Source organism: Roseomonas sp. WA12, assembly GCF_054165765.1.
Map to the genome: position 1 here is coordinate 3336627 of NZ_CM135108.1, position 24029 is coordinate 3360655.

General features: G+C 64.8%; 22 protein-coding genes and 1 pseudogene. 13 read left to right on the forward strand and 10 right to left on the reverse strand.

The genetic code is table 11. The annotated features are described in order from the left end of the window. The first annotated feature begins 21 nt into the window (after positions 1-21). From ACVBD7_RS16005 to ACVBD7_RS16025, 5 genes are read left to right on the forward strand one after another with little or no spacing between them, the layout of a single operon-like run. Entirely contained in the window at positions 22-1071 is a 1050-nt protein-coding gene (locus tag ACVBD7_RS16005; protein ID WP_458094229.1) for a PilN domain-containing protein, read from the forward strand. Beyond that, the gene (gspM, locus tag ACVBD7_RS16010) at positions 1068-1637 is read left to right on the forward strand and encodes a type II secretion system protein GspM (protein WP_458094230.1); all 570 of its coding nucleotides are present in this window, start codon (positions 1068-1070) and stop codon (positions 1635-1637) included. Before ACVBD7_RS16005 ends, gspM begins: the two co-directional genes overlap by 4 nt. Then, positions 1634-2395, forward strand: coding sequence for a hypothetical protein (locus ACVBD7_RS16015; RefSeq protein WP_458094231.1), 762 nt, complete (start codon positions 1634-1636; stop codon positions 2393-2395). The genes gspM and ACVBD7_RS16015 overlap by 4 nt, the downstream gene beginning before the upstream one ends. After that, positions 2392-4752 carry a type II secretion system secretin GspD gene (gspD, locus tag ACVBD7_RS16020; protein ID WP_458094232.1) on the forward strand — a complete coding sequence of 787 codons (2361 nt, stop codon included), beginning with the start codon at positions 2392-2394 and terminating at the stop codon, positions 4750-4752. The genes ACVBD7_RS16015 and gspD overlap by 4 nt, the downstream gene beginning before the upstream one ends. Next, the gene (locus ACVBD7_RS16025; protein WP_458094233.1) at positions 4739-5575 is read left to right on the forward strand and encodes a general secretion pathway protein GspK; all 837 of its coding nucleotides are present in this window, start codon (positions 4739-4741) and stop codon (positions 5573-5575) included. The genes gspD and ACVBD7_RS16025 overlap by 14 nt, the downstream gene beginning before the upstream one ends. A gap of 14 nt (positions 5576-5589) precedes the next feature. On the opposite strand, the gene gspG is transcribed toward ACVBD7_RS16025, so the two are convergent. Next, positions 5590-5973: a type II secretion system major pseudopilin GspG gene (gene gspG / locus ACVBD7_RS16030; RefSeq protein ID WP_458094234.1), complete on the reverse strand. Its 384-nt coding sequence runs from the start codon at positions 5971-5973 to the stop codon at positions 5590-5592. Positions 5974-6030: 57 nt separating this feature from the next. Here gspG and ACVBD7_RS16035 point away from each other — a divergent pair, with 57 nt between their 5' ends. Further along, the gene (locus tag ACVBD7_RS16035; protein ID WP_458094235.1) at positions 6031-6447 is read left to right on the forward strand and encodes a lytic transglycosylase domain-containing protein; all 417 of its coding nucleotides are present in this window, start codon (positions 6031-6033) and stop codon (positions 6445-6447) included. A 78-nt stretch (positions 6448-6525) separates the two neighbouring features. On the opposite strand, the gene ACVBD7_RS16040 is transcribed toward ACVBD7_RS16035, so the two are convergent. The 3 genes from ACVBD7_RS16040 to ACVBD7_RS16050 form a co-directional block, all read right to left on the reverse strand. Further along, a complete protein-coding gene (locus ACVBD7_RS16040) occupies positions 6526-7437 on the reverse strand; it encodes a ferritin-like domain-containing protein (protein ID WP_458094236.1) in 912 nt (303 codons plus the stop codon). Between the two features lie 138 nt (positions 7438-7575). Beyond that, on the reverse strand, positions 7576-12264 hold the full coding sequence (locus ACVBD7_RS16045; protein WP_458094237.1) for an FkbM family methyltransferase: 4689 nt from the start codon (positions 12262-12264) through the stop codon (positions 7576-7578). Between the two features lie 191 nt (positions 12265-12455). Then, on the reverse strand, positions 12456-12809 hold the full coding sequence (locus ACVBD7_RS16050) for a glycoside hydrolase family protein (RefSeq protein ID WP_458094238.1): 354 nt from the start codon (positions 12807-12809) through the stop codon (positions 12456-12458). A 1175-nt stretch (positions 12810-13984) separates the two neighbouring features. Between ACVBD7_RS16050 and ACVBD7_RS16055 the strand changes: the two genes are divergently transcribed. Continuing rightward, entirely contained in the window at positions 13985-14224 is a 240-nt protein-coding gene (locus ACVBD7_RS16055) for a hypothetical protein (RefSeq protein ID WP_458094239.1), read from the forward strand. Between the two features lie 98 nt (positions 14225-14322). Here ACVBD7_RS16055 and ACVBD7_RS16060 read toward each other — a convergent pair whose 3' ends face one another. Further along, positions 14323-14862 (reverse strand): NYN domain-containing protein, encoded by a 540-nt coding sequence (locus tag ACVBD7_RS16060; protein ID WP_458094240.1) that lies wholly within the window; start codon positions 14860-14862, stop codon positions 14323-14325. A 117-nt stretch (positions 14863-14979) separates the two neighbouring features. Here ACVBD7_RS16060 and ACVBD7_RS16065 point away from each other — a divergent pair, with 117 nt between their 5' ends. Further along, complete coding sequence (locus tag ACVBD7_RS16065) at positions 14980-15480, forward strand: CinA family protein (RefSeq protein WP_458094241.1); 501 nt, start codon at positions 14980-14982, stop codon at positions 15478-15480. A 59-nt stretch (positions 15481-15539) separates the two neighbouring features. Further along, on the forward strand, positions 15540-15692 hold the full coding sequence (locus ACVBD7_RS16070; protein WP_458094242.1) for a hypothetical protein: 153 nt from the start codon (positions 15540-15542) through the stop codon (positions 15690-15692). Between the two features lie 145 nt (positions 15693-15837). On the opposite strand, the gene ACVBD7_RS16075 is transcribed toward ACVBD7_RS16070, so the two are convergent. Both ACVBD7_RS16075 and ACVBD7_RS16080 read right to left on the reverse strand, forming a co-directional pair. After that, a complete protein-coding gene (locus ACVBD7_RS16075) occupies positions 15838-16119 on the reverse strand; it encodes a hypothetical protein (RefSeq protein ID WP_458094243.1) in 282 nt (93 codons plus the stop codon). A gap of 623 nt (positions 16120-16742) precedes the next feature. After that, positions 16743-17039: a hypothetical protein gene (locus ACVBD7_RS16080; protein WP_458094244.1), complete on the reverse strand. Its 297-nt coding sequence runs from the start codon at positions 17037-17039 to the stop codon at positions 16743-16745. A gap of 297 nt (positions 17040-17336) precedes the next feature. Between ACVBD7_RS16080 and ACVBD7_RS16085 the strand changes: the two are divergent. Continuing rightward, a pseudogene (locus ACVBD7_RS16085) lies at positions 17337-17691 on the forward strand (low affinity iron permease family protein). Between the two features lie 69 nt (positions 17692-17760). Here the strand turns inward: ACVBD7_RS16085 and ACVBD7_RS16090 are convergent. Beyond that, complete coding sequence (locus ACVBD7_RS16090) at positions 17761-18099, reverse strand: hypothetical protein (RefSeq protein ID WP_458094245.1); 339 nt, start codon at positions 18097-18099, stop codon at positions 17761-17763. Positions 18100-18695: 596 nt separating this feature from the next. Then, positions 18696-18953 carry a DUF6894 family protein gene (locus tag ACVBD7_RS16095; RefSeq protein ID WP_458094246.1) on the reverse strand — a complete coding sequence of 86 codons (258 nt, stop codon included), beginning with the start codon at positions 18951-18953 and terminating at the stop codon, positions 18696-18698. A 984-nt stretch (positions 18954-19937) separates the two neighbouring features. Between ACVBD7_RS16095 and ACVBD7_RS16100 the strand changes: the two genes are divergently transcribed. Then, positions 19938-22136: a putative bifunctional diguanylate cyclase/phosphodiesterase gene (locus tag ACVBD7_RS16100; protein WP_458094247.1), complete on the forward strand. Its 2199-nt coding sequence runs from the start codon at positions 19938-19940 to the stop codon at positions 22134-22136. Between the two features lie 415 nt (positions 22137-22551). On the opposite strand, the gene ACVBD7_RS16105 is transcribed toward ACVBD7_RS16100, so the two are convergent. Further along, a complete protein-coding gene (locus tag ACVBD7_RS16105; RefSeq protein ID WP_458094248.1) occupies positions 22552-23064 on the reverse strand; it encodes a recombinase family protein in 513 nt (170 codons plus the stop codon). On the opposite strand from ACVBD7_RS16105, the gene ACVBD7_RS16110 reads away from it, so the two are divergent. Both ACVBD7_RS16110 and ACVBD7_RS16115 read left to right on the forward strand, forming a co-directional pair. Beyond that, complete coding sequence (locus tag ACVBD7_RS16110) at positions 22954-23250, forward strand: hypothetical protein (RefSeq protein ID WP_458097760.1); 297 nt, start codon at positions 22954-22956, stop codon at positions 23248-23250. The two genes, ACVBD7_RS16105 and ACVBD7_RS16110, sit on opposite strands and share 111 nt — an antisense overlap. A gap of 127 nt (positions 23251-23377) precedes the next feature. Then, positions 23378-24022, forward strand: a complete 645-nt coding sequence (locus ACVBD7_RS16115; RefSeq protein ID WP_458094249.1) for a DUF47 domain-containing protein — start codon at positions 23378-23380, stop codon at positions 24020-24022. The last annotated feature ends 7 nt before the right edge of the window (positions 24023-24029 follow it).

Below are 24029 nucleotides of genomic sequence, written 5' to 3' on the forward strand. Positions count from 1 at the left end.
GGGGATGCGCAGGTGGGGCTGGTGAGCGACTTGGCCGTGTGGTGGGCCGTGCAGCTGCGCGACTTGCTGCCCGCCGGCCTGCGCCAGGCCGAGGACCGTACCGATGCCGTGCTAGCCTCGCCACTCCCCGGTGGTGCCCTGGCCCTGTCCCGTCGCCGGCGCGGGCGCGAAGCCCCGATCGGAACGTTCGCGACGGACGTAGCAGGGGTGACGGCCATGCGGCGCGCAGCCGGGCTCGGGCGTCGATCGCCGCGCGTGCTGCTGCGCCTTCCCGCCGGTGGCGTGCTGGAGCGCCCGGTAACCCTGCCATTGGCGACGGAACCGGAGCTGGATCGTGTCCTGGCTTATGAACTGGACCGCCTGTCCCCTTTCGCCAGTGATGAGGTCTTCTGGACCTATGCGGTAGAGCGCCGCGACGCTGCTACCAGCCAGCTCCACCTACGCCTCGCCCTGGTTCCCCGCGCGGAGCATGGCGAAGTGCTGGAGGTACTGCGGGCCGCCTCACTTACGCCGAACGGCCTCACCGCGCCCCGCGCCGAGGGGGGCACCTGGTCCTTTGGACTGACAGCGCCCGGTGCGCTTCAAGCTCCGGCCGGACGGCGACGGGCGTTGCGACTGGCGACCGCCGCTTGCGCCGCGCTCGGTGTAACAGCTGTCATTCTGCCATTTCTTCGCCAGGAACGCGCATTGGACGAGGCCGAGGCGCGTATCGCCGCAGCGCGTCCCGTTGTGACGCAGGTCGAGGCGCTGCGACGCCGGGCTGCTGAACGCGCCGGCAGCAGCGACGCGCTGGCGGCGGAAGCATCGCGGCTCGGCCGGCCGCTGGAGGCTCTGGCCGCCCTCACCGCCATCCTGCCGGACGACACCCATCTGACGGCGCTGGCCTTACGCCAGGGGGTGGCGACACTGACCGGCCAGTCCGCAACGGGCCCGTCCGGCGGCGCGGCCCGGCTAATTGCGGCGCTCTCTTCCGATCCGTCCATTCGCGCAGCCGCTTTCGCCGCCCCGGTGACGCGGCAGGAGGGCAGCCAGAGCGAGCTCTTTACCATACGAGTGGAGTTCGGCTCGTGAACGCGCTGCCCACGGGCCGGCGCGGGAGGCTGTTGGCACTGGGCATCACGGGGCTGCTCCTGGCCGCGATCTGGCTGGGCGCGGTGGCGCCCTTGATAGACTGGCATGCAGCGCGGGCGGAGCGGTTGGCCCAGCGGACCGCCCTCGCGACGCGCATGGCGATGGTCGCAGAAACCCTGCCGCGGATCCGGCAAGAGGCGGAGGCCGGCGGCGGTGCGCCCCCTGCTCTGCTAGAGGGCGCTTCCGATTCCATCGCGGGCGCGTCGCTCCAGGGCCAAGTGCAGGAGATGGCCTCGCGCGCCGGGTTAGCGCTCGCCAGCGCGGAGTTGCTGCCGGCCGAAGCGGCCGGGCGCTACCGCCGAGTCAGCCTTCGCCTCTCGGTCAGCGGTTCCTGGCCAGCGCTTGTCGGGCTGCTGCAGGCCCTAGAGGAGGGCACGCCGCGCATGCTGGTGGACGAGTTGCAGGTGCAGAACGCTCCCTCAATCGCGCCCGGTGCGGGGCGGCCGGTTTCCGCCAGCCTGACCGTCCTCGCATTCCGAGCGGGCGGCGAGGTGGTAGCCCGATGAGCCGTCTTCCCTTCCTCCTTCTCGGTCTGCTCGCCTCGGCCCTATCAGCCATCATCCTCCTCGATCTGGATCCGACTGGAAACATGGAAGCCAACTTGCCGCAGGCGGCCCCTCGCCGGGTGGCCCCCGCCACCTCTCCCGCTTCGGCGGGTGGCGGTCCGGGCCGGACGGCGGAATGGGCCGCGACGGTCCTGGCCCGCCCCCTGTTCAACCCGGACCGCCGGCCGTTGATGCAGGGCAGCGCGGTGGCACCTACATCCGGCACTGCCCTGCCCCGTCTGACAGGCACGCTGGTCACCTCGGCTGGCCGCAGCGCCATCTTCGCCAGCGGCCCGGCCCCTGTGGTCGTGCAGGAGGGTGGCCGGATCGGCGGATACACGGTCATGCGGATCGAGCCGGGGCAGGTTCTGCTGACAGGGCCGGGCGGAGCCCGGACCGTCAATCCGGGATTTGACCCGACCCGGCCGGCCGCACCCGTCGCAGCCCGGTCCCCGGTGCCAGCCAGTGGGTCGCTTGCAGGATCGGTCGCCGGACAGGGGCCACCGGGCCTCGGCGCTCCAGGAGTGCTGCCGCCCTCTCCAGGCCCACCGATTCCCGGACAGTCTGCCAACCCGCTGCCCGGTGGCTCTAGCCCCGGCGCCCCGGGCACGGCAGAAGAGGCGGTGCCCTTCGAGCAGAACGCCACCCCGTCCGGAATGGACATCCTGCGCAACATGAACCGCAACGCTCCCAGTGCTGCTGCCGGGGGCAGCCGATGAACCCCGGGGCCGTGGCGCCGCGGCTTCTGCCGGTGCTCGCCCTGCTCGCCGGTTGCGCCACACGCGAGCCTTCGCTGCTGGAACCTCTGCCTCCGGTTGCCGCGGGGACCAGCGCGGCTACGGCGCGTGTGAACGGGGTGCTCGGCACGCCGGCCGCCAACCTGTCTCCCCAGATCAGTCTCGGCACCCCCACCAGCCTTGGCACAGCGGCGGCGGGTACGGCCGGGCTGGGGCAGGGAATCGCGCCAGGCGCCGCCGACATCGCGCTCGATTTCGCCGACACCGACATCCGCGAGGTCGTGGCCCAAGTCCTCGGAAACATTCTACGGGTGAACTACACCATCGACCCGTCGGTTCGTGGCACCGTCACGCTGCGCACCCCGCAGCGCCTCGACCGCGTGCAGGCGTTGGCGACGCTGAACACCTTGCTCGCGCAAAACGGCGCGACGCTGGTGCAGAATGGGGGGCTGTACCGCGTGACACCCCTCGCCGCAGCTCAGGGCGCCGCCCAGGCAGTGGCGGCACCGGCAGCAGGCGGCACCCTAGCCGGAATGGCCGGCAGCACGGCGGTGCCATTGCGCTACGCGGCGGCCGAGGATCTCGCCCGGGTGCTGCAGCCCTTCGTGGCAGGCGGCGGACGTATCGTTGCCGACGCCGGGCGCAACGCCGTGCTTGTTGGCGGCGATCCCGCGACACGGGACACGCTGCTCAGCCTGATCGCGGCCTTCGACATCAACATCCTTGCCGGACAGTCCTACGCCGTGTTCCCCGTGGCGGCCGGCGACGCGCGCGACTACGCGACCGCCCTGCAAGAAGCTCTGCGTGGGCAGTCGGCCGGCGGCGGCCAGGGTGGAGGCTCGCTAGCTGGACTGGTGCGCGTAGTGCCGATGCAGCGGATCAATGCCGTGCTCGTCGTGTCGGCCCAGCCCCGGTACGTTGAAGATGCCCGCCGCGTCTACTCCCTGGTAGAGCGCACACGTCGCGCCAATGTGCGGGGATGGAGCGTCTACTATCTGCAGAACGGCCGCAGCAACGACATCGCCTACGTCCTGCAGCAAGCCTTCACCCCTGGTCGTGTGACGGCGCAACCAACGCCGGTGGGCGGAACCGCGCCGGGCAGGCAGACCCGAGGCGTGTCTTCCGGCGCGGGCGGCGGCACCAGCAGCACCGGCATCGGCGGATCGAGCATCGGCACCAGCGCGGGGATCGGAGGGCGCAGCGGTGGCGGCTCGAGCGGACTCGGGCAGTCGGGCGGCAGCGCCTCGGGCGGTGCTTCGGTGCTGGCCCCCTCGGCCCCGGCCGCGGCGGACAGCTCGGCCAACCCGTTGCTTGGCGGGCTGGAGCCCGGGGATACCGGCGGCGGGGGTGGCGGGGCGGCACCGGACAGCATGCGGATCATCCCGCACCCGCAGAACAACTCTCTGCTCGTATACGCCACGCCGCAGGAGCGGGAGACGCTGGAGGCGACCCTCCGACGGCTCGATATCCTGCCGCTTCAGGTGAGGATCGACGCCACCATCGCCGAGGTGACGCTGAACGACCAGCTGCAGTACGGCACACAATTCTTCTTCCGTGCCGGCGAGTTCAACGGCGTGCTCTCCACCGCCGTCGCCACCGCGGCGTCCGCCGGGTTGAACACCGCCATCCCCGGTTTCGTCGTTGCGGGGCGCGCGGGCACCGGGGCGCCGCTGGCGATCTCGGCGCTGCAGGCGGTGACGGACGTGCGCGTGCTCTCCTCGCCGCAACTCGTGGTGCTCGACAACGAGCCGGCGCGCCTCCAGGTCGGCCAGCTTGTCCCGTTCCTGACGCAAAGCGCGCAAAGCACTTTGACGACCGGCGCGCCCATCGTCTCCTCGGTGGACTACCGGGAGACCGGCGTGATTATGGAGGTCACGCCACGGGTAAACTCCGGGGGGCTCGTCACTCTCGACATCAGCCAGGAGGTGAGTGACGTCGTCGCGGGCACCACCACCACCGGCCTGAACTCGCCCACTTTCTCGCAGCGCGTGGTTCGCACGCGCGTTGCGGTGCAGGACGGCCAGACCGTTGGCTTGGCCGGCCTGATCCGCGACAACGCCTCCCGAGGGAACCAGGGTATCCCCTGGCTGAGCAACATCCCGATCCTAGGCTCGCTCGTCAGCAGCCAGGACAACCAGCGGCAGCGGACGGAGCTGCTGGTGCTGATCACGCCCCGCGTCATCAACGACCAGCGCGACGCCCGGGCCCTGACCGAGGATCTGCGCGACAGCCTCTCCAACGCTGCCGCCTTGCCGGGTGAGCTGCAATCGCTTCCCCTGTCCGGCTCACCCGATCCGCAGGCACGGGTGCGGCGGCGGCTTGGGCTTGATCAGCGCTAGGTCCGTACAGCCGGGGGAGCGCGGGTTTGCGCTTCTCCTCGTCCTGTGGACGCTGGTGCTGTTGACGCTGATCGTCTCCTCCCTCGTCGCCGGTGGGCGGGGGGAGGTGCGGCTCTCCGCCAATCTGCGGGCGGCCGCCACGGCCGAGGCGATCGCCGATGCCGCCATCCACGAGGCGATCTTCCGGCTGCTCACCCCAGGCGAGTCCGGCTGGCGCGGAGAGAGCCCGGTTCGGAGGTTCGAGCGGCAGCTTGCGCTGCCCGGTGGTGGCGCCAGCGTGAGCGTGGAGGATCAGGCCGGGCTGGTGAACCCGAACGGGGTGTCTGACGCGCTGATGCAGGCATTGCTGCGCCGCGCCGGGGCCGACCAGCGCCAGGCGCAATCGATCACCGCCGCCATCGCCGACTGGCGCACCCGCTCCACCACCCCGCGGCCACTCGGAGCCAAGGCACCAGAATACCGTCAGGCCGGGCTCGGTTACGGACCGCCGGAGGCGCCCTTCCGCTCCGTCGCGGAGCTCGGTCTCGTTCTGGGCATGACGTCGGCGTTGCTCGAGCGGCTGGCGCCGAACCTCACCGTGTTGCGGGAGGGCGACCCGGAGGGGGCGCTGGCCCCGCCGCTGGTGCAGCAGGCAATCCGGGACGTGACAGGGCAGGCAGACTTCCCGCGCGCGAGCGGCGCCGGGCTGCGGGTCTTCGCCATCTCTGCCGCAGCTTCCGCGCGCGAGGGCGGGCGGTTCACCCGGCGCGCGGTGGTGCGCCTCGGCAGCGCCCTGGCAGAGCGGCCCTACCGCATCCTGTCCTGGGAGCGGTTGGACGACTGACCTGCCGCGCACCCCTACTGATTGCAGATCAGGCTGTCGCCCGCACCCGTGCCGTCAGGCCCCCGCGAACAAAGGTCAAAATCACGGCCGCTGCGGGTGGAAGGGCTACGATACTCGTAGGGGCGGTTCCAGGGATCCACCGGAAGGCCCTCACCCCGGAGGTAAGGACCATTCCAGGCCGCCGCGCCGGATGGGCGCTGGACAAGAGCCTGGAGACCCTCCTCGCTCGTCGGATAGCGGCCGGCGTCGAGGCGGTAGAGGTCGAGGATTGCGACGATCCGCTCGATCGACTGGCGGGCGACGGAACTGCGGGCGCCACCGAGCTGGCGGAGGGCCGCGGGCGCGACCAGCCCGATCAGTAGGCCGAGGATGGCGACTACCACGAGGATCTCAAGCAAGGTAAAGCCAGCATCGCTCGCCTTGCTTGATGTTGGGCACGATGGGAGGATCAGCGCGTGAGCGTCCCCTTCCTCTCCTGCATGGCCCTCGTCGCCCAGATCTACGCCCTGCCGCCGCGCGTCCTCCCCTCCATCCACTCGGTCGAGGGCGGGCGACCGGGGCTGATAATGACCAACACCAACGGGAGCGAAGATTACGGGGTGATGCAGATCAACAGCGTCTGGCTGCCTGCCCTGGTCCGCTACACCGGGCTCGATCGGGCGGAGGTGCGCAAGCGGTTGATAGACCGACCCTGCTTCAATATCGCTGCGGCCGGCCTCATTTTGCGCACACATTTGGATGCCTCGGGCGGCGACCTGATGCGCGCGGTCGGTAACTACCATTCCCATACGCCGGTACTCCACCAGTCCTATCGCGCGCGGGTCGTCGGCGCCGCGACGCGTTTGTTTGTCTCACGACAGGTGGTTCGATAGGCAGATGCGGCGCCGGCCACAAGCCGCCGCCGCATTCTACTGAAGATGGAAAGGGCGGCCACCGCCGCCCCACCCCGTTCAGGCCCGGATCGTGCCGTTCGCGCCGGCCGGGAAGAAGAGACCGGCCGCCGCGTTCTGCGCCCCGTAAACGATGTTCAGCACCTGTCGCGGCGTGCGACGGAACGTCTGCGCCTGGTCGTCCGTCGGCGCGAAGTTGAACTGATTGCCGGGGACGAGAATGCCGACTTCGTCGTTGCGACCGGAGAGAACGGCACGGAGAGCCGCAATCTTGTTGAAGGCCTCACCGCCGCCGATGTTGGCGATCAGCGTGCGCACCGCGCCCGCGTGGTACGCTTCGACCGCGAGGACCGAGGCGGCGTAAGAGAGAAGGTCGCGGTTGGTGATGAGAGCGGCAGCGCCGCTGTAGGCGGTCACGCCAACATCCTCGAACACCGAGGCACCGAGAAGGAAGCTCACCTCATCGGCGAAGGGATCGAAAGTCTGGCTGTTGTTGATCAGGCCAGCGGCCCGCGCCAACGTGGTGAAAGCTGTCGTGAAGTCGATTGCCGGACGCGCAACGGCGGAAGAGCCCAGCACCGTGCGGATAAAGCGGACATGCGCCTGCTCATCCACCGCGATGCGGGTGAGGTACTGGCGCAGGTAGTCAGAGCGGAAGGGAACGGCGCGGCCGCCCGTTACACCGCCCAAAGTACCCGTGCCGCCTACGTCAGCGTCGGACAGGCCCTGGCCGGTCACGCCACGCACGTAATACTCTGCCTCGAGGTACTCGAGGTTCAGCGCGAAGTTGAAGATGTCGGGGTCGGTGATGGACTGCGCCTGGGCCGGGCTGCTCGCCACGGTCAGGCCGCCCGTCGTCAGCGCCGTCACCGCAACGGCTGCGGCCGTGCCCGCACCGATTTGCCGAGCCAGCGAGCGGCGGCCCAAATTCGTCTTGGCCGGCACGGACGCGACTTCTGTCTTGCTCGTCATCACTAGGATTCTCCGGACGTTCGGGACCGCCGCCCGACGCCGTCAGGCGTGATGGAGGGTGACGGGCACAGCCAGCGGCTGTTGCTGAATTACTGACGAGCAGGGGTATTAGATGCAGCCCCAAAGATTTAAAGTTCGTTATCCCTCGGTTCTCTCAACAACGTCATCTTTGTCCATGGCCAGACGCCCATTGTAGAGGTGACGAGTGGCCGCAAGACCAAGGATTAGGCTCTGCATCCGGCGCGCGACCAAATCCCAGGACCTGGCTGCCAGCCAGCCCCGAGCCGACCCTCTCAACGTCTCGCGTAGGGTGGGGTCGCGCAGAAGCGTGTCCAACCCAACGCTGAGGTCGGCGGAATCCGTGCCGCTGGTCCGAAACACTGCCTCCCCGACTTCGTCAAAGATGGCGAGCGGGGTAACCATCACGGGTGGCCCGGCTGCCAACGCGTCTCGCACGGAGGCGCTGGAGCTTTCCTTTGAGGCTTGGTTCGGCAACACGATGACAGTGCAGCCAGCCAAGAGGGCGAGCGACTCCTCGCCAGCTAAGAAGTCGGTGTGCCACTCAATCGCTGCCTCCACTCCCTCGGCGACCGCGATCGCTCGGCAGCGGGCGATTTCCTCCGTCGAGAGGGGAGACCCGTATTCGGCGTTCACCAGGCGCAGCCGTGCCTCCGGCCAGATGCGGCGGAGGAGCGCCAGGGCCCCGATTAGCTCGCTGATCCCCTTGCCGGGCAGGAAGAAGCCGTAGCAGCCGATGACAGGCGGTCCTACGAGCTCTTCCCAGGAGGCAGCCGGCGCCTTCACCCCGTGCGGCATCAAGGCGACGTTGCCGGAAAGCCCGATGGTCCGCAGCCGCTCCAAATCGGCCACGGAATGCACCAGCACCCGATCGACCCGCGCCAGGGCATCGCGAGTTTGCCCGCGGCTTGGCTCCTCCTGCTCAAGGAGATGCTGCGTGTTGTGCAACGTCACGGCGACCGCGCGATCCCTGAGAGCCGGGGCGTTGAGCAGTCGTGCCAGCGCTTCCCAGCTGACGAGGCCTGGCTGATGCTGCACGACCACTGCCTGCGGATCCTCGGCCTGAATGGCGCTGCCTAGGCCGGCCAAGCTCGCCGGGTCGCCAATGCGCCAGGATGACAGAACACCGTGTGGCGAGGTGGAAGACGAACCGCTCTGCACCGACCAGCGGTCATCCGCCAGGATGGCGTGTGAGGCAATTCCAGGATGGGCGGGCATGGCCTGTAGAAGCTGCCGTGCGTACTCCGCGACACCGCAGCGCACCTCCCAACTCGTTACCCAGGCCACGCGGATGGGTCGCATCGGCGGTGCTAGGAGGAGATCGAGGGCTGCCTTCTCCAACCTCCGCACCGTCCTTCCGGGCCGGAGGCGCTGTGCCACCTGGAGGCGGGCCCGACGCACTCTATCCGCCAGGACCACTCGGCCGGCCGGCGTGCGAAGGGCGGATGCAACCTCGCGTAGAGCATCCACCAAGTCGTTCTCGTCAGGCTCCACCCAGAGCGAGCCCGGAGTGGCAAGATGGCTGCCGGACGGGGCAAATCGCCAGCGCAGCAGGCGTGCGGTCTCCACGTCACAGAAGTCCAGGTGGCCGCCGTGGCCGGTGACGATCAGGGGAAGACCGGCCGCCATGGCCTCCGCAGCTGGGAGGTTAAAGCCCTCGCCCCTCGTAGGTAGGACCATGGCATCCGCCTCGCGATACAGCGTTAGGAGCTCAGCCTCGGGCAGGTCACGGTCGATCAATTCGATGGTTGGCGCGTCGGGGTCGGAGGCTTGGATCGCGGCGAGATCAGCCGCGACTGTATTGTGGGGGTTGGGGAAGCCCTTGATGACCAGCCGCACCGCATCCCCGCGCCGGAAGGCGCGCGCGAAGCCCGTCAGTAGCAAGTCTACTCCTTTGCGCGGGAAGCAAGAGGACACGTGCAGGAAGGTGAGCACGCGGCCGTCGGCCGGTTCAGGCGCCATTCCGCGCTCGCGCCCGATCGCCGCCATCGCGTCCAGCTCTGGCGCGTAGCCGGTGACGCGCACCGGGATTGGCAGGCCGGAATCCACGAGGGCCTTGGCGACCACGGCAGTCGGCGCCAGGACGGCGCGGAATCCCGCCGCGAGTACCTCGATCGTGGCGGCGGGTAGGAGGCTTTCCTCCCAAAAGAGCATCGCCAGAGGCAGGTCGCCCGGGTGCTCGGGGACATGGACAGGGTAGTGCTGGCTTATCACCACCTCGGGCCCGGTCTCCGCGGGCCCACGCTCTACTAGCGGGGCGATGCCCGGCCGCTCCGCCGCCGGCACGCCCGACAGGTCGTCGGTGCGTTGGCCCTCGACGGGCCGCAAGCGGACGGTCCCGGGGCGCGCCACCTCGATCGCGCGCGCGAGGCCGCGGTTCACAGCGGCGAGGCTGTAGCTGCCTGCAGCGTGGCCGGTGACGGTGAACTGCAGGTTGTCGCGGAGTGCTTCGCGGGTCCTATCGTCCGCCGGCGGCACTGCGCCAGCCATGGCCAGCGCCTCGTGCAGGGCCGGCAGCTGGCGCGGCAGTGCGAAGCGATCGATCGCGGCACGCTGGGCCTTAATCAGCGCGGCACGGTGCGTGGGATCTCGAGCAATCGCCAGCATTCGGGCCGCAACCCGGTCCGGATCGCGGCTATCCAGCAGGCCGTCGCTATCGCCCAGTGTGTAGGGAATGGCGCCGCTCGGCCAAGCCAAAACCGGCAGGCTATGGACGATTGCCTCGACCAGCGGAATGCCGAAGCCCTCGTGGTGGCTGAGGGAAAGGTACAGGTCGGCCTCGGCGAACCGTGCGTGCAGCTCCTCCTCAGAGACGAGACCAGTGAGCACCAGCTCCGCCTCAAGCTTGTACCGCCGCATCGCCGCGTCGATTTCCGCCAAATAGGGGCCGGCGCCGTCCAGCCGCCCCACGAAGACGAGCTGGCACGGCTGGTCCATCGCAGTGCGGAAGCGGGCATAGGCTTCAACAACCTCGGCCTGGCCTTTGGCCCCGGCCACGCGGCCGGTGAACAGGACAGTAAAAGGCCGGGTCTCGCTCGGTGCACGCCAAACCGAGGCCTGCCGGCGCAGCGCCTCAAGATCGAAGAGGAGTGTGCAGGCCCGAACGGGCGCATAGCCGAGCACTCGCAACTCGTTCGCATTATACTCGCTCGCCGCAAGGGCGGCGATGAAGTGCGCGCGCATCGTTTTCAGCTGCTCGCGGCCCAGCCGTGCATAGCGCTGCACATGGGGCGAGCCGGCGAGGAACTCCGGCGGCGTGATGTTATGATACATCAGGATCTTCGGCGCCGGCATCGAGAGAATGCGGTCTAGGGCGTCGTGGCCGATCGAGTGATGGACGATCAGGACGTGGTCCGCGTGCCGGGGTAGATCGTCGAGGAGCTGCAGCTCGTCTGCCAGCCGGGTGTCGCGGTGTTCGACAAAGATCTCGCTCCGGTATCCCATTTCTCGAAGGAGGCCGCGTATCAGCAGCATGGAGCCGGTGACCGCGTCTCCGTAGGCGGAGCCGGAGTGAAATTGATGGACGGCGGTGAGCGGCCGAGGAACGTGCACCGTCCCGGCGAGCACTCGATCCGACTTGCAGTCCGCCTGTCCGTCGGAATGACCAGGGGCACCATGCGCGACGGTTCCGTCGCGCTCACCAACTTTCGGCTGATCCCCGATCACGGCAACCGGATCGGCCCCTTCCAGAGGATCACTGGTCACCTCTTCAGGCTCTTGGAGGCGCTGCAGGAGGCCGAGCTTGCGAGCCGTGGTTCCGGCGACCCGCAGAGGTCGGCTGATGCGCCATGACAGGCTGCCACGCATGGCGCGAACCAGGTGATCCCCCAAGGCCGCCTGCCTCTCCATGGCGTCAAGCTGCTGGCGCAGAGCGGCGGCCTGGGCATCCATGGCATCGATATGCCGATGCAGTGTCGCGATCTGTACGTCCCTGAACGCCACATGTTCATCTCGGGCTTCGATCCCCGCCTGCATCTCTGCAAACCGGGCTTCCGCAGTGTGCTTTACCTCCGCCAGCTCCCTAGCGAGCTCGAAACCGTGGGCGTAAGCATCACGCGCCGAGGCCTCGGCCACCTGCGCCCTCGCCATCACAGCGGTCAGCACTTCCGACCGGTCGTGCCTGGTAGCGCGCACGTCAACATATCGCTCGAAATCGTCAAAGACATTGACCGGCGTCTGGAAGTGCGGCGCCAAAATCTCGAACCGCTCTTCGGGCACGTAGTAGCGATTCAATCCGTCGAAGAAGACATTGCGGTACTTCGCCCGTGTCAGTATCGGCTCCCAGTCCGCATAGGCAGGAGTGGTGGTTGCGGGAACTGTGGCCTCAATCACCACGATCCATGGCCTGAACAGAGTGAAGTCGCAGCCGGACAGCACCGCCAATTCGGAACCCTCGGCGTCGACCTTCAGGAAGTGGATGGTGTTGGGAGCGTGTTCCGTCAGAATGTCGGTCAAGGTTCGGAGTGGAACCGTCACTTCCCAGCCTTCGGTGATCTCCCGGACAGCGGACTGGTGGAGCGTGGAGAGCCCTGTTCCAGGGATAACGTGAAGCTGTGTCTCACCCGCTCTGTCTCCAGCCGCGACGCCCAAATTTACGTCTCGGGGGCGAGCAGCGGCAAGGCGGGCTGCAAACTCGGGTACCGGCTCGATGTTGAGACCGCGCCACCCACGATCGTAAAAAGCCTTTGTAACCGAGTCATCGGTCGGATCGGCTGCTCCGACATCTACATAGAAGCCGTTTTGAACTGTTTTCAACGCGCGCCAGAGGAGGACATCCTCAAAATTCTGGGCGTAGGAAAGAAATGCCATACTACCGCTCCACCCTCTCAGCGGCGATTGCACTTCACTTAGTTTCTGTCAATCAGAGGGTGCTGCTCCTGCAGCGGCTTCCGGCAAACATGGCAGAGATGGCTATCTCAACCACTCGGGTGTCTCCGGACAATATTGAAGTATCTGTTGTCTCAGCCTCGCTACGCCGAACGCGACAATGTCGAGCGACATCAAGCACCCTTGCCGACGTTGTAGGCAAAGGAAGTCGCGGCCGCGAGCTGGTTAGTCCGCCCCGGCACGCAGGCCAGCATGGGCGCGGCGTGCACAACCAGCTGCGTCTCCAAGGAGGCCTGGCACTCGGCTTTCGTACAGCGGTGGCCGATCAGGACGTTGGTGGTGTCCCCCATGCACTTTGTCGGGATGCCAATTGGGCCGAGGTAGCCGACCAGGCGCAAATCCTCGAAGCTCGGGACGATAGCGAAGGTAGCAGTGACAACTGGGGCTATCAGCTTGCACTCAGGCAAATCATAGCCGCCCCCACTTTGTGGGTTGTCAGGCCGTGCCGCTTCGTGCGGGATATTCAAGTTGCAACCTGGAGTAGATATGCGCGGTCTTTCCACAATCGAAGCAGCTGCACTCTGCAGAGCAGCGCGCCACGCATTAGATACACTTTCCGAACAGTTTCACGAGCTTGAGCTTCCGTGCAGTTGGCTACTCGATACGGGTGTGCTGGTCATTAATCGCCTGGCGCCGCAGGCCGAAGCCAGAGAGATGATCGCGGAATGGAGGAGCCGTTGGCCAACGGCTCATTCCAACGAATTGCCATCAATGCCTCACCCGCTTGCGGCTCAACTGCTCGCCACTCTACGGGGCTGACTACCCTTAAGCCTGGTCTTGGCCCACGAGCTCTGTCCCGTATAACGTCCGGCTGCAGGGAACCCAGTCGGGTGGCCGAGCTAGGGCAGCCCGGTCTTACACATCGCCCGCTCTGTCACCTGGAGCTTCACTGCCCGGGGTCAGGGCGTCCCCGCCGGTCGTAGCCCACTGCGAGCGGCCAGCATCGTCCTCCCAGAAGGTACGGCATCTGCCCGGTGCACCGCCCGCGCTGGTTGGCGCCACCCGCCAGAGAAGGTTCGCGCCCAGCTCCTACTGCTGCTCCAATCTTCTCCAAGGGAACGTTTCTCTGGGGTCGTTTGGATCGCGCTTTTCCGTGTGTTTTCCCTACATTTCTGGCGTGCACCTTGATACTTCGAGGGTGCAACGAGCGGCGTTTTCTCTCTCCGGAGAGGCATTCGTCTCCGAAGCTTGGGACTCGGGCGATCTAGTCTACAAGGTTTATCGCCTTGTAATCGCTCGATCTTCTTTGGCAGACATCGCCCGGAGTTGGTGTTCGCTCTCCTGGGGCGGTCGCGTCTGATCGCCAACTTTGGGCCGTTCTGCCCGAGCTTCACACGTCACCAGTCGCCAGCTTTGCGCAGGGCTGCGACGTCCGCCTCGCCCCTTCGTTCATCCTGCATCCGTATCACGAGGCTCTCTCATGGCTAAGCTCCCTCCCCTTCCGCCCGCTGGTCGTGCACCCCAGGGCGGCAAGGGTGCCGCCGGCAGTTCGGCGAACCCCAAGGACGCCCGCTCCGATGGCGGGGCCGGCAAGGGCAACCAGAGCGGTGTCAGCAAGGCCACGCAGAGCGGCCGCAGCCAGGGGGATCGCTGAGCGGCATCGCACCAGCGCTCTCCACCTTCATCACTAGGGATCTAAGCCATGGTTAAGCGTCGCAAGCAGGAAGAGATCTCCGGAGTGCTCGAGTTCGCGGGCCTCACCGCCGAGGATCCGGTGTTCAAGCGCTGGGTGGCCGAGCACCGGGCCCAGAACGGCGGTAACCTGCGGATGAGCAAGGGCGCGACTGGTGTCCGGGTCATGTTCAGCAAAGAGGCCGACATGACCTTCTGGAAGGCTCGTTCGGAGGCGGAAGCCAAGGAGCGGAAGTCGCAGGCGGCCTGAGACTTGGAGGGGCTGCTTGTGCGCCGGTGACAGTGCACAGAGCGGCTGGACTCCGGTCGTTTGGCGCAGCGCGAATAAGAGCGCCTTGGGCTAAGTGGCTAATTGAGCGCCAGATCCGCAATGTAGGCATCCAGCGCGTGGAACACCGTCGCCGCCTCTCGTAGCTCCCGGCTGGCGTGCGCCCAATACAGCACCGTGACCGGGAAGCCGTCCGCCACGAGTTGCCGCACGGTAGGCTCGTAGTCCCCGTCGCCGGCTACCAGGGTGATCCGATCCCACCGTGGGTCGGCAAACCGATAGGCGTCCCGGCACATACGGGTCACCACGCTGGTGTCGACCCGCTTCTCCTTGCCCGAGAAGCCCCGCTCGACTGTCACCACCTCGAACCCGGCGCTGGCGGCGTGCCTCCACAGGCCCTCGTTCGTGTCGGTGACGCTGCCGAATACAGCCGCCCTGGTCGGCCCCTCAGCGCCGACCAGCAGGTCCATAAGGCGGTAAAGATCGAGGCGGTACTCGAAGTCGATCACGGCCCGCTGCTTGGCGTCGTGCAGGCTGTGAGCCATGCCGCGTTCGACAGCGCTGACTTTCTGGGCTTCGATGAAGAGATTGCTGCAGTCGATGTAGGCGAGGTGGGTCATGTCTTCTGGGCTGGCGTTGACAATCAGGCGCGAGCGGTCAGAACGGCCCTAGGTACGAGCGCTAACGCCTGCCGTGGAGTAATAGGCTGCCCACCACTCAGGCAAGATCGGTGCGCCATGGAACGTCTCACACCCGCAGCTGAGAAGCTCGCCAGCCTACTCACGGCCCGCAGGCACACAGTCGCCGTTGCGGAGTCCGCTTCTGGCGGGCTGGTTTCCGCCGCTTTGTTGGCCGTCCCCGGCGCTAGCGCCTACTACCTGGGTGGTGGCGTGATTTATACGCAGCAGGCCCGGACTTCCCTTCTCGCCATCACCGCCGACCATATGAACGGCCTGAGGCCGTCGTCTCAGCCCTATGCCTCTCTGCTAGCCCGAACCGTCCGGGGTCGCCTTAATGCCACCTGGGGTATCGCCGAGACCGGGGCGGCTGGCCCCAGCGGTAACCGGTACGGTGATGCCGCGGGCCACACCTGTATTGCAGTGAGTGGCCCAGTCGATCTGGTAAGGACCATCGAAACCGGGAGCGCAGACCGCGTGGCGAACATGTGCGCCTTCGCGTCTGATCTGTTGGAATTGTTCACCGAAGCACTACAATCGCTACCCGGCCCTCACCAGTGAGGACGAGACATTCAGTCGCTCGGTCGCCGAGCAGGGCCCAGAACGGCGGGAACCTGCGCATGAGCAAGGGCGCCGCCGGTGTCCGGGTCATGTTCAGCAAGGAGGCCGACATGACCTTCTGGAAAGCTCGCGCCGAGGCGGAAGCGAAGGAGCGGAAGTGGAGGGGTCGCGAGATGGACGGGTTGCCCCACCGCGCATCAAGGCCGCCCTGAGCGCCTCTATGGAGGTAGGCAGGGTAGGACGCTCCATGCCGGCGTCCCAGGCCGCCAACAAGGCTTTGGCGGCGTCTCGGAGCGAGGTGCGGGGCTGTGGCGCAGCGGGCTCCCTAGGCGCCTCTTGGGCTGGCGGTACGCTGCCTTACGGCTGCGCTGCACCGCCCTCCTGCGCGCTCACAGCGGCCTCTCCGCCCGTCTCAGAGGATCCTTGCGCACTCAGCGCTACCATCCCGGCCTCGGTGATCCGCAGCACGGTGTCCTCATCGCCAGACACCTCCTCCAGCAGCCCGGCCCCGAGCATGCTCTGGAACACAGCGTTGCGGGCGGCCGCGGGTAGGTTCGATGGCGCCTCGGCCAGTCGCTTGGGATGGTGGGTGGCAGAAGTGAGGATCTGCGCCTGAGTGATGGAGAGCGGCTTCGTCATGGTCAGGGTCGCTAGTCCGGACCCGTAAATCGGGTCCTACGACCCAGAGCCCTGACGATCGATGGTCAGGGTGGTACGGGAGAGGAGTGCCTCCGCGCTGGTGTGCTTCGCTCTCTTCAGCTGAGAAGCCAAGTGCACTCAAAGTCAGTGAGCGGGAGCGACATGTATAAGCCGTCCCGCTCGTTTCTTAGCGACTATCTGGAAATGCCGGGTTGGCGACAGCGCTTGGCAACTCGGCAGCAACTAGAGGCAGTTGCCTCTAGCTCGTTATGGGGTTCTAGGAGCCGTGAGGGTTTAGCAGTCCGAGTAGGCTCCCGCGCCGGGCGCCGCCGCCGTCCTTGGTAGCGCCCAAGTAGGTGGTCGGCGCCTGATGCAGCGCGAGGCCGGCGGTGGTCGTCCGCATCCCGGCGTGTCTTTCATTGAGAGCAGCAAGCGCTCATCAAACAACGCTGGGCAGGTCCATCAAGCAAATGAAATTTGATCCGCCGCCTCGGGGGGTGAGGCGGGGGCACTCGGATCGGAGATGCGCGAGTAATTCCGGCGCATTTCAGATATAAGTTGCTTTCTTGCAGCGCGCAATCTGGAGTGGAAGACACGACGTCGTACGGCCACGCGTCAACAGTTCAGTGACGAGCGGCGGTCTCCATGGCGAGAGCGCCGGGTGGCAGCAAGCAGCTCGCCGCTTCGTCGCCAAGAATACTGAGGTAGGCAGCCTCCATTGAGGAGGTGAGTTCAGCACGAAATCGGGCTTCCCCTTCGGGATCTTTTCCATTAGGTGCAAGTTGCAACACGGCATTCATTTGCGCCCGCATCTCGCGCATTCTCTTTAGGCGCAATGCCGGGTCAAACTCTTCGGCCATCACGTTCCGAAGACTGTCGACAAAGGCTGGGACTAGATCGACGGTAAGCAGTTGAGCCATTTTGTGAGCGCTTTGCGACTATCGCTGGCAACAGCATGTTAGATGCTGCCTCGAGAACGGCCAGTACACTTCCCAGTTGCGAAGGTGAGTGGCGTTTCAACCGAGCCATGCATTCGCCGCATGACCTGCGTTGCCTCCCTTTGGTCTAGTGGAAAGAATTCACCCACAAGCAACGGCGCCAAGCTGCCCAGCTCGCTCCACATGATACGTTCTCGGAACATCCGCTAGGAACGTATGTCGGTTTCTAAGCTCTTCAATGAAGTGTCAGGCCAAGTCGCACACGCAGCCGGCCGACCTATGACCTTCGCCATCTGCTTCGGTGTCGTTCTGGTGTGGGCTCTCTCCGGCCCCTTCCTCGGCGTCTCGGATACATGGCAGCTCATCATCAACACGGGCATGACCATCGTTACGTTTTCTGACCCAGAATACCCAGAACAGGGATGGCGCGGCCATTCAGGCCAAACTCGATGAGCTAATTCGGACCAGCGCAGCCCAGAATGCCTTCATCGGGATTGAGCGGCTAACCGAGGAGGAGCTCGAGAGTATTCGGGGCATGTGTGAACGGCGAGCTTCTGCAGAAGCCGCTGCGGACCAGGCAGAAGCCTCAGCCAACCGAAAGGCAGTACGAGCCGCAGATAGCGCAACCGCCTGATACCTGTCCGCCTTGGTCCATTCCGGGTGCAGGGACTTACGGTAGCGCCTTCGCCGTGCCCTCGACGGGTTAGCGACTGAGCATCAGACGTTGTGCCGCCCTGCGGACCAGCCACCCTAGCGGACCTGGCGCTTCCGCGATGGCTTTCTGCAGGTTGCGCAGCTCTGCCTCGGCCTTGGACTTCGCTAGGGTCGCATCCACGGCTTGGCCGCGTGCGATCTGCTGCCCCTCTTCCAAGGCCGCAATTCGCTGGGCTGTGACTGCTGCAATTCCGTGTTTCTCGATGCGCGCCAGCTTGGCGCGTGTCTCATCCAGATCTCTCGTGAGGCGGGCGACCTCAGCAACGAGATCGCCGGAGCGTGGGCCAGAGAGTTTCTTGGCGGACCCGGGACGACGACTGCGGGTCATGGGCTGGGCTGCCGGAGGTGCATGCTGGGCCCTTCACTGTGTCCGATCCGAAGGCCTGTCAGGCGCATCTCAGCTGCACATGTACAAGCAAGCCGCGCCGATCGCGAACGCCCCGAAGATGATCCGACCGAATGGAGGACGGGGAGCGCGCCCCGAGCCGACTGTCTCGAATCCAGATTTCGCGCGGTTCGCGTCAGTGAGGCCGACGGCAAGGAGGGTCGCGGGAGCAAGTCGGCCGCCGAAGGCGGTGATCGCGTGACTTTGCATGGTCAGACACCTTGTGCAGGTTGTTGCTGGCGCACGCCAGCGTCCGTTCTATTCTCAGCAATGAACGCGATCCTGACAGCTTTCAGGGCGTCTATGCCAGCGACGAGGTTCTTGGTCATCGACTGGTGGCGCGAACTCTTATTTTTCTCGGTCTCATCTACTCGGGTGACAACGAAGAGGGCAGCTATTGTGGACGGCGCGCGAGCGGCAGTCATGAGGCCCAGGCTATTCTAGATCACCGGCCTGCCGAACTTACGGAATGGCTGATCAGCAGATGCCAGGGCAACGCCGTCTGGGCGCGCTCACAAGGAGGTCTCGTCCCCGAGCGCCTACTTCGTCCTGACCGTCATCCTTGAGACTGGCGCTTCTGTTGCCAAGACCTGCAGGATGAAGAGCGTCAGCCCGGCGCTGTCTGTAACCTCAAGGGTCCACTGCCCGGCATTCCAGAAGGTCTCTGCGGACCCTCTGAGGACCTCGCCTGAGAACCTGACCGCCTCGACCTGGGCAGCCGTCACGCTAGGTAGGTCAATCCCCTCGGTGTCAGGAGAACTTTGCACGTCGTGAACGTGGAAGAAATATCGGGGCACGGCGCGCCCTTCATGTGGGTGGGCGCCGCCGTCCGTTGTGTCAGGCGTAGTCCAAGAGAGAAACTGTATAGCGTTAATATATGTGCGCAAGGTGCCGCCGCAGAAGCATGCCAACTGCGCCAGTTAGATCAGCGCTTCGATGCTGTGGCCGGGCGGAGCGCTCCAACACCCCGGCCCGGCCTAACCGCCTCGCCGAAGTAAGGAGCAGGGGGGCGCGCGGCTGCAGGCAGTCTGCCCGTCCCAAGCGACTCAGCCTACCCCAAGTGCCGTCTCGCACGCGCCCGCTCCGCTGCTCGCCGCCAGTGGGCGAACTCCTCCAATGTGTGATCCCGACGTGCCACCCCAGGCTGTGTCGCCGCCACTCGGCCTGAGGAATAGGCCACGAGCTAAGACGCAGACTAAGCGCCGACCGAACTAACGGTCTTGTGGCGTACAACTTCTAGTTGCAGAATGCCACGCGGCTGTAACCTGAGGACTTGGAAGTGGTCACACGCATCATTCAGCCCATCAGCGGCCTTCAAGATTTCGGCGACGGCCATGATAGCTGCATGGACGATATAAACTTGGTGCCGTTTGAAGTTACATAACGGCGCTCCAGTCTGCCACTCAACAAAACACGACACCACAAACAACCGAATACTAATTTTTCGTGGCCTACCTCCTTGGACGGCTATACTTCTAACCGGGTCAGATTTCAGGCGTCGTTAATAGTCCACCGAGGAGCTTAAAAAACTTCAGGTGGCTACTGTGGGGTACTCGCCGATGCTGTTCTCGCGCAAGAAGCGGATCGCAGAGCCCCGTTTGGCATCTCTGCAGCCCGAGAGGCAACTCTTCCAGCGAATGTCGAAAGTAGTGGACCGACTTCCCCGTGGGGGTCGCAGGCTTGTGGTGCTTGGTATCAGCGTGTTCGCGTGCGCGTGCATAGGAACAGCAGTAATCCTGACGCATCTCCACCATCGAACTACGCAGGTTGCTGAACGTGAGATGTCAAACATCGCCATGGTACTCTCCAGGTACTCCGAAAACCTGTTTGATTCCGTCCAGCTACTACAAGACAGCTTGCTTTCGATGGTCAGTCACATGGGCATCGAAAGCGACGAGAACTTCAATGAATTAGTGGCGACTAAGGAGGTCAATCAGCAACTGCACGCGTGGATTGCAGCCTTGCCGCAGATTGATGCGGCTTTTCTCACAAACTCCGCTGGACAGACCATCGCCTCAACCAGGGCATGGCCCCAGCCCGTTTTCTCAATTGCAAACCGTCCTCATTTTCAAGCGCTGCAGCAGAGCCAGGATCTGGTGAACTACCTTGCTCCCCCTGCCCAAAATGCGCAAACGGGCACTTGGAATATTTATCTTACTCGTCGGATCAGTGGTGCAGACGGCCGGTTCCTTGGCGTTGCAGGTGTTGGCCTCGATCTCGCTCGCTTCGAGGCGTTCCTCGGCAGCATCGCTCTGGGTCCTGGAAGTGCAATCGCTGCCTGGCGACGCGACGGAGTCCTAATGGCACGCTTTCCAGTGGGCGCAGGCAGCCTCGCGGGACGCTCTGATCGATTCAGCCAGCCACGTTTCCTTCAAGATCTCCATGCGACCGATGCTGGGATCTATCGCAGCGCGGGCGCTGTTGATGGCACGGACCGGCTTACCGCGTTCCGCGCCCTCTCCTATCATCCGCTTGTCGTGACGGTCTCTCGCAGCGTTGCGGAAGTTTTCGCTCCTTGGCGGCAGCAAGCCTTGTACTTCGGCGCAGCGCTGGCGATGGCTGGACTTATTATAGCCGCTACCGTAACTGTTGGAGTTCGGTATCTACGTAGCCGAGATCTTCTCGAACAGACCCGAACAGACCTGACCATCTTGAGAGAGCGCCAACGTGCCGCCACAGAAATAGATTACCTAGCGCACCATGACGCGCTCACCGGGCTCGCGAACCGAATTTTGCTGCGGAAGAAGCTAGATGAAGCTGTTTCTAAGGCGGAGCACGGGCAGGCCTGCGCGGTGCTCTGCCTGGACCTTGATCACTTCAAGGACGTTAACGATACGTTCGGCCACCCGGCCGGGGACACTCTTCTTTGCGCTGTAGCCGAGCGTTTGCGCGAATCCGTACGTGAGACCGATACGATAGCCCGGCTCGGCGGCGATGAGTTCGCCATTATTCAGACCAGTTCCACACAGCCGCATGACGGCGGTGCGCTTGCACAGCGTTTAGTCGAGGCACTTAGTGCTCCGTTCGATATATGCGGGAACCACGTTTTCGTCGGCACAAGTATCGGTATTGCTGTTTCACCAGGTGACGGCCTCGACGCCAACGTGCTTCTGAGCAGTGCCGACTTGGCACTCTATCGGAGCAAGGCTGCGGGGCGATCTCGTTTCTGCTTTTTCGAACCGGAAATGAACGACCACGCTCAGTCCCGCCTACAGCAACTGGCCGAACTCCGTCTCGCTTTGGAGGCTGGACAGTTTGAACTTTACTACCAGCCGGTCGTCCAGCTGAAGTCCGGGAGGATCGTCGGGTTTGAGGCTCTCATCAGGTGGCATCACCCAGAACGCGGGCTGATAATGCCAGACCGATTTATACCTCTCGCGGAAGACGGAGGACTGATTGTACCTCTTGGAGAATGGGTCCTACGGCGTGCCTGCGCGGATGCAGCTGAATGGCCAGACGAGTTGCGGGTTGCCGTGAACGTTTCTGCCATCCAGTTTGGTAGCAGGTCTCTCGCCGATGTCGTAACCGGTGCTCTGGAGGCCTCTGGGCTTCGTCCAGAGCGCCTTGAGCTAGAGGTAACTGAGACTGCGTTACTGCGGGAAACTGAGACCACCTTCAGCACATTGCACCAGTTGCGGTCGCTGGGTATATCCATCGCGCTTGATGATTTCGGAACCGGCTACTCATCGCTCGGATATCTTCAAAGGTTCCCATTCGACCGAGTGAAACTCGATCGTAGTTTTGTTTTTCCTTTGGGTCATGCCGGGGCCAGCGATGCCATCGTGCGCTGTGTAATCAGCCTGTGCTATGCGCTTAACATCGAAATAACGGCGGAAGGCGTCGAGAACAAGGAACAGCGCCAGCTTTTGGAAGTCAGCGGCTGCCATGATGCACAGGGGTATCTTTTTGGAAAGCCCATGACTTTTCAAGATGCTCTGGAGCTGATGGTGCGCGGGAATGATTGGTCAGAGCTGACATGACAGTTCATAACGTCAGACATTCGGCTCTAAGAGCTGCGACGGACCAGGTTCTATTTTCAGTCTTGGGCACAGCATGCCCGAAGGCCTAGCCGATCAGGTTCGTATCGTCAGTGTTCAGGGAATGCTTAGCCCCTGGACAGGAGAGAGGTTTGTCCACGGTCACCTACTCCGGGAGCGATACCGAAGGCGTGGTCGTGCTCGCTGAGCAAGACTACTAAGAACTCGGATCGCGCAAAAGTACCACCTGTCCAACCTGCACGCCGTGCGGGCCGCCCTCGTCGCCCATCTGCTCCACGCCCGAATGCCGCCGCCATGCCCGCACTGCCGCAAGTGGATTAACGCGCTGCCTAAACCGGGCTAAGTCGACAGTTGTCACTGTTAGCGCTAGCGGATTGTGAAGCGTACCGACGTGAAGTCAGTGGACGAGGTAACATCGCTGGGCTGCGTTTCCCCAGCAATGCAGAATGCGTAGCCGTTGCGAACAAACAGACCAACCTCCGCGCGCCGCTTTCGCCACCGAAATCCGGGAGGAGAGCGCTTTTTGGAAGCGGAAGGTGCAGGAGTTGAACATCACCCTGGATTGAGGCCCGGGTACGCACCCGTCCTCCCTGACCCCACCCAACATTGCTCCCCTCGCCCCCACCGCGGACAGCGCCGCCCGGGTTCGCTCCGGAGTCAGCCTCCGCTCCTTCTGCGCTATCGCCGCATTGACCCGCATCATCAGGTCGTCTGCGCCGCGCATAGCTGTGGCTCGGAGCGACATCCCGCCCTCCAACAGCCATGAAAGCCTGTAGGCGCGCGGGGTGATCCGATCGAAATGCGCCGCGACGAGCACGGCCCCGAGCTGCCGACATCGCGTCAGCGCAGCCTGGAACCCCGGCCAGCGATCGTCCTTGCACGACGCCACATCTTGATGCTCGCCGATCAAGGTCCAGCCCTCGCGTTCAACGAAGGCCCGAACGCTGGCCTGCTGCGCCTCGCCAGTCGCGTCGAATGCCGGGCGGCAGTGGTGAGGATCTGCGCCTGGGTCAGGGACAGCAGCTTTGTCATGGTCAGGGTGGCGGGGGACGAAATCTCCTCCGCGCTGCTGTGCTTCGCTCTGTTCGCCAGGTGAGCCAAGCGGTCCTGGGAATTCGGCGAGGTTACTCCCGGCAGCTTTCCAAGGCCGTGACGCGTCTTTTGTCGTCGAAGCGTCACATTCCATGCGGTAATAACATCGGGGTGCACCCCGGAGCCGCCGCATGGTCCTGAAGCTTTTCCGCCTGCTCATGCCGCGGGACGACACCTTCGTAGCCGCCTTCGCTAGCCAAGCCGCCCGTACGGTGGATGCAGCCATGGCATTCCGCGCCATGCTGGCCGAGCCCGCGAGCCTTGCGAGGCACTACGCCGACCTCAGTCGGATTGAGCGCGAGGCCGACGAGATCAACCGTGCCACGATCCGCTCCATCCACCGCACCTTCATCACGCCCTTCGATCGTACGGATATTCTCGCTCTGACGGATGCACTGGACGACGTGATCGACCGCATGAAGGACGCTGGGCGACGCCTGACCCTCTACAAGGTACCTGTCACGCCAGAGATGCTGACCATGGCGGATTGCATCATCCGCGCGTGCGAACGCCTGCGTGACGGTATGCCTCTGCTCGACGACATCTCCGGCAATGCTCGCGCACTGGGTGCGATGTGCGAGGCAGTGGACACTATCGAGAGCGAGGCGGATCGCGCGCTTCAGGCCGGCATGGACACGCTCTTCGCCGAGGATAGTACAGCCTCCCCCGGCTACAAGCTTATGGTGCAAATGGTTTATGACGGCATCGAGGACGTGGCCGACCGCTGCGAGGATGTGGCCGACCTCATCCAAGCTGTCATGGTCGAGCAGGTCTGAGAGACAT

Coding starts and splice junctions, on each gene's coding strand:
- ACVBD7_RS16040 (WP_458094236.1), bottom strand. CDS start 7,437: ATGACGAGCAAGACAGAAGTCGCGTCCGTGCCGGCCAAGACGAATTTG.
- ACVBD7_RS16065 (WP_458094241.1), top strand. CDS start 14,980: ATGGAACGTCTCACACCCGCAGCTGAGAAGCTCGCCAGCCTACTCACG.
- ACVBD7_RS16100 (WP_458094247.1), top strand. CDS start 19,938: ATGTCAAACATCGCCATGGTACTCTCCAGGTACTCCGAAAACCTGTTT.
- ACVBD7_RS16060 (WP_458094240.1), bottom strand. CDS start 14,862: ATGACCCACCTCGCCTACATCGACTGCAGCAATCTCTTCATCGAAGCC.
- ACVBD7_RS16045 (WP_458094237.1), bottom strand. CDS start 12,264: ATGGCATTTCTTTCCTACGCCCAGAATTTTGAGGATGTCCTCCTCTGG.
- ACVBD7_RS16075 (WP_458094243.1), bottom strand. CDS start 16,119: ATGACGAAGCCGCTCTCCATCACTCAGGCGCAGATCCTCACTTCTGCC.
- gspD (WP_458094232.1), top strand. CDS start 2,392: ATGAACCCCGGGGCCGTGGCGCCGCGGCTTCTGCCGGTGCTCGCCCTG.
- ACVBD7_RS16080 (WP_458094244.1), bottom strand. CDS start 17,039: ATGGCTCAACTGCTTACCGTCGATCTAGTCCCAGCCTTTGTCGACAGT.
- ACVBD7_RS16015 (WP_458094231.1), top strand. CDS start 1,634: ATGAGCCGTCTTCCCTTCCTCCTTCTCGGTCTGCTCGCCTCGGCCCTA.
- ACVBD7_RS16070 (WP_458094242.1), top strand. CDS start 15,540: ATGAGCAAGGGCGCCGCCGGTGTCCGGGTCATGTTCAGCAAGGAGGCC.
- ACVBD7_RS16115 (WP_458094249.1), top strand. CDS start 23,378: ATGGTCCTGAAGCTTTTCCGCCTGCTCATGCCGCGGGACGACACCTTC.
- ACVBD7_RS16090 (WP_458094245.1), bottom strand. CDS start 18,099: ATGACCCGCAGTCGTCGTCCCGGGTCCGCCAAGAAACTCTCTGGCCCA.
- ACVBD7_RS16110 (WP_458097760.1), top strand. CDS start 22,954: ATGCGCCGCGACGAGCACGGCCCCGAGCTGCCGACATCGCGTCAGCGC.
- ACVBD7_RS16055 (WP_458094239.1), top strand. CDS start 13,985: ATGGTTAAGCGTCGCAAGCAGGAAGAGATCTCCGGAGTGCTCGAGTTC.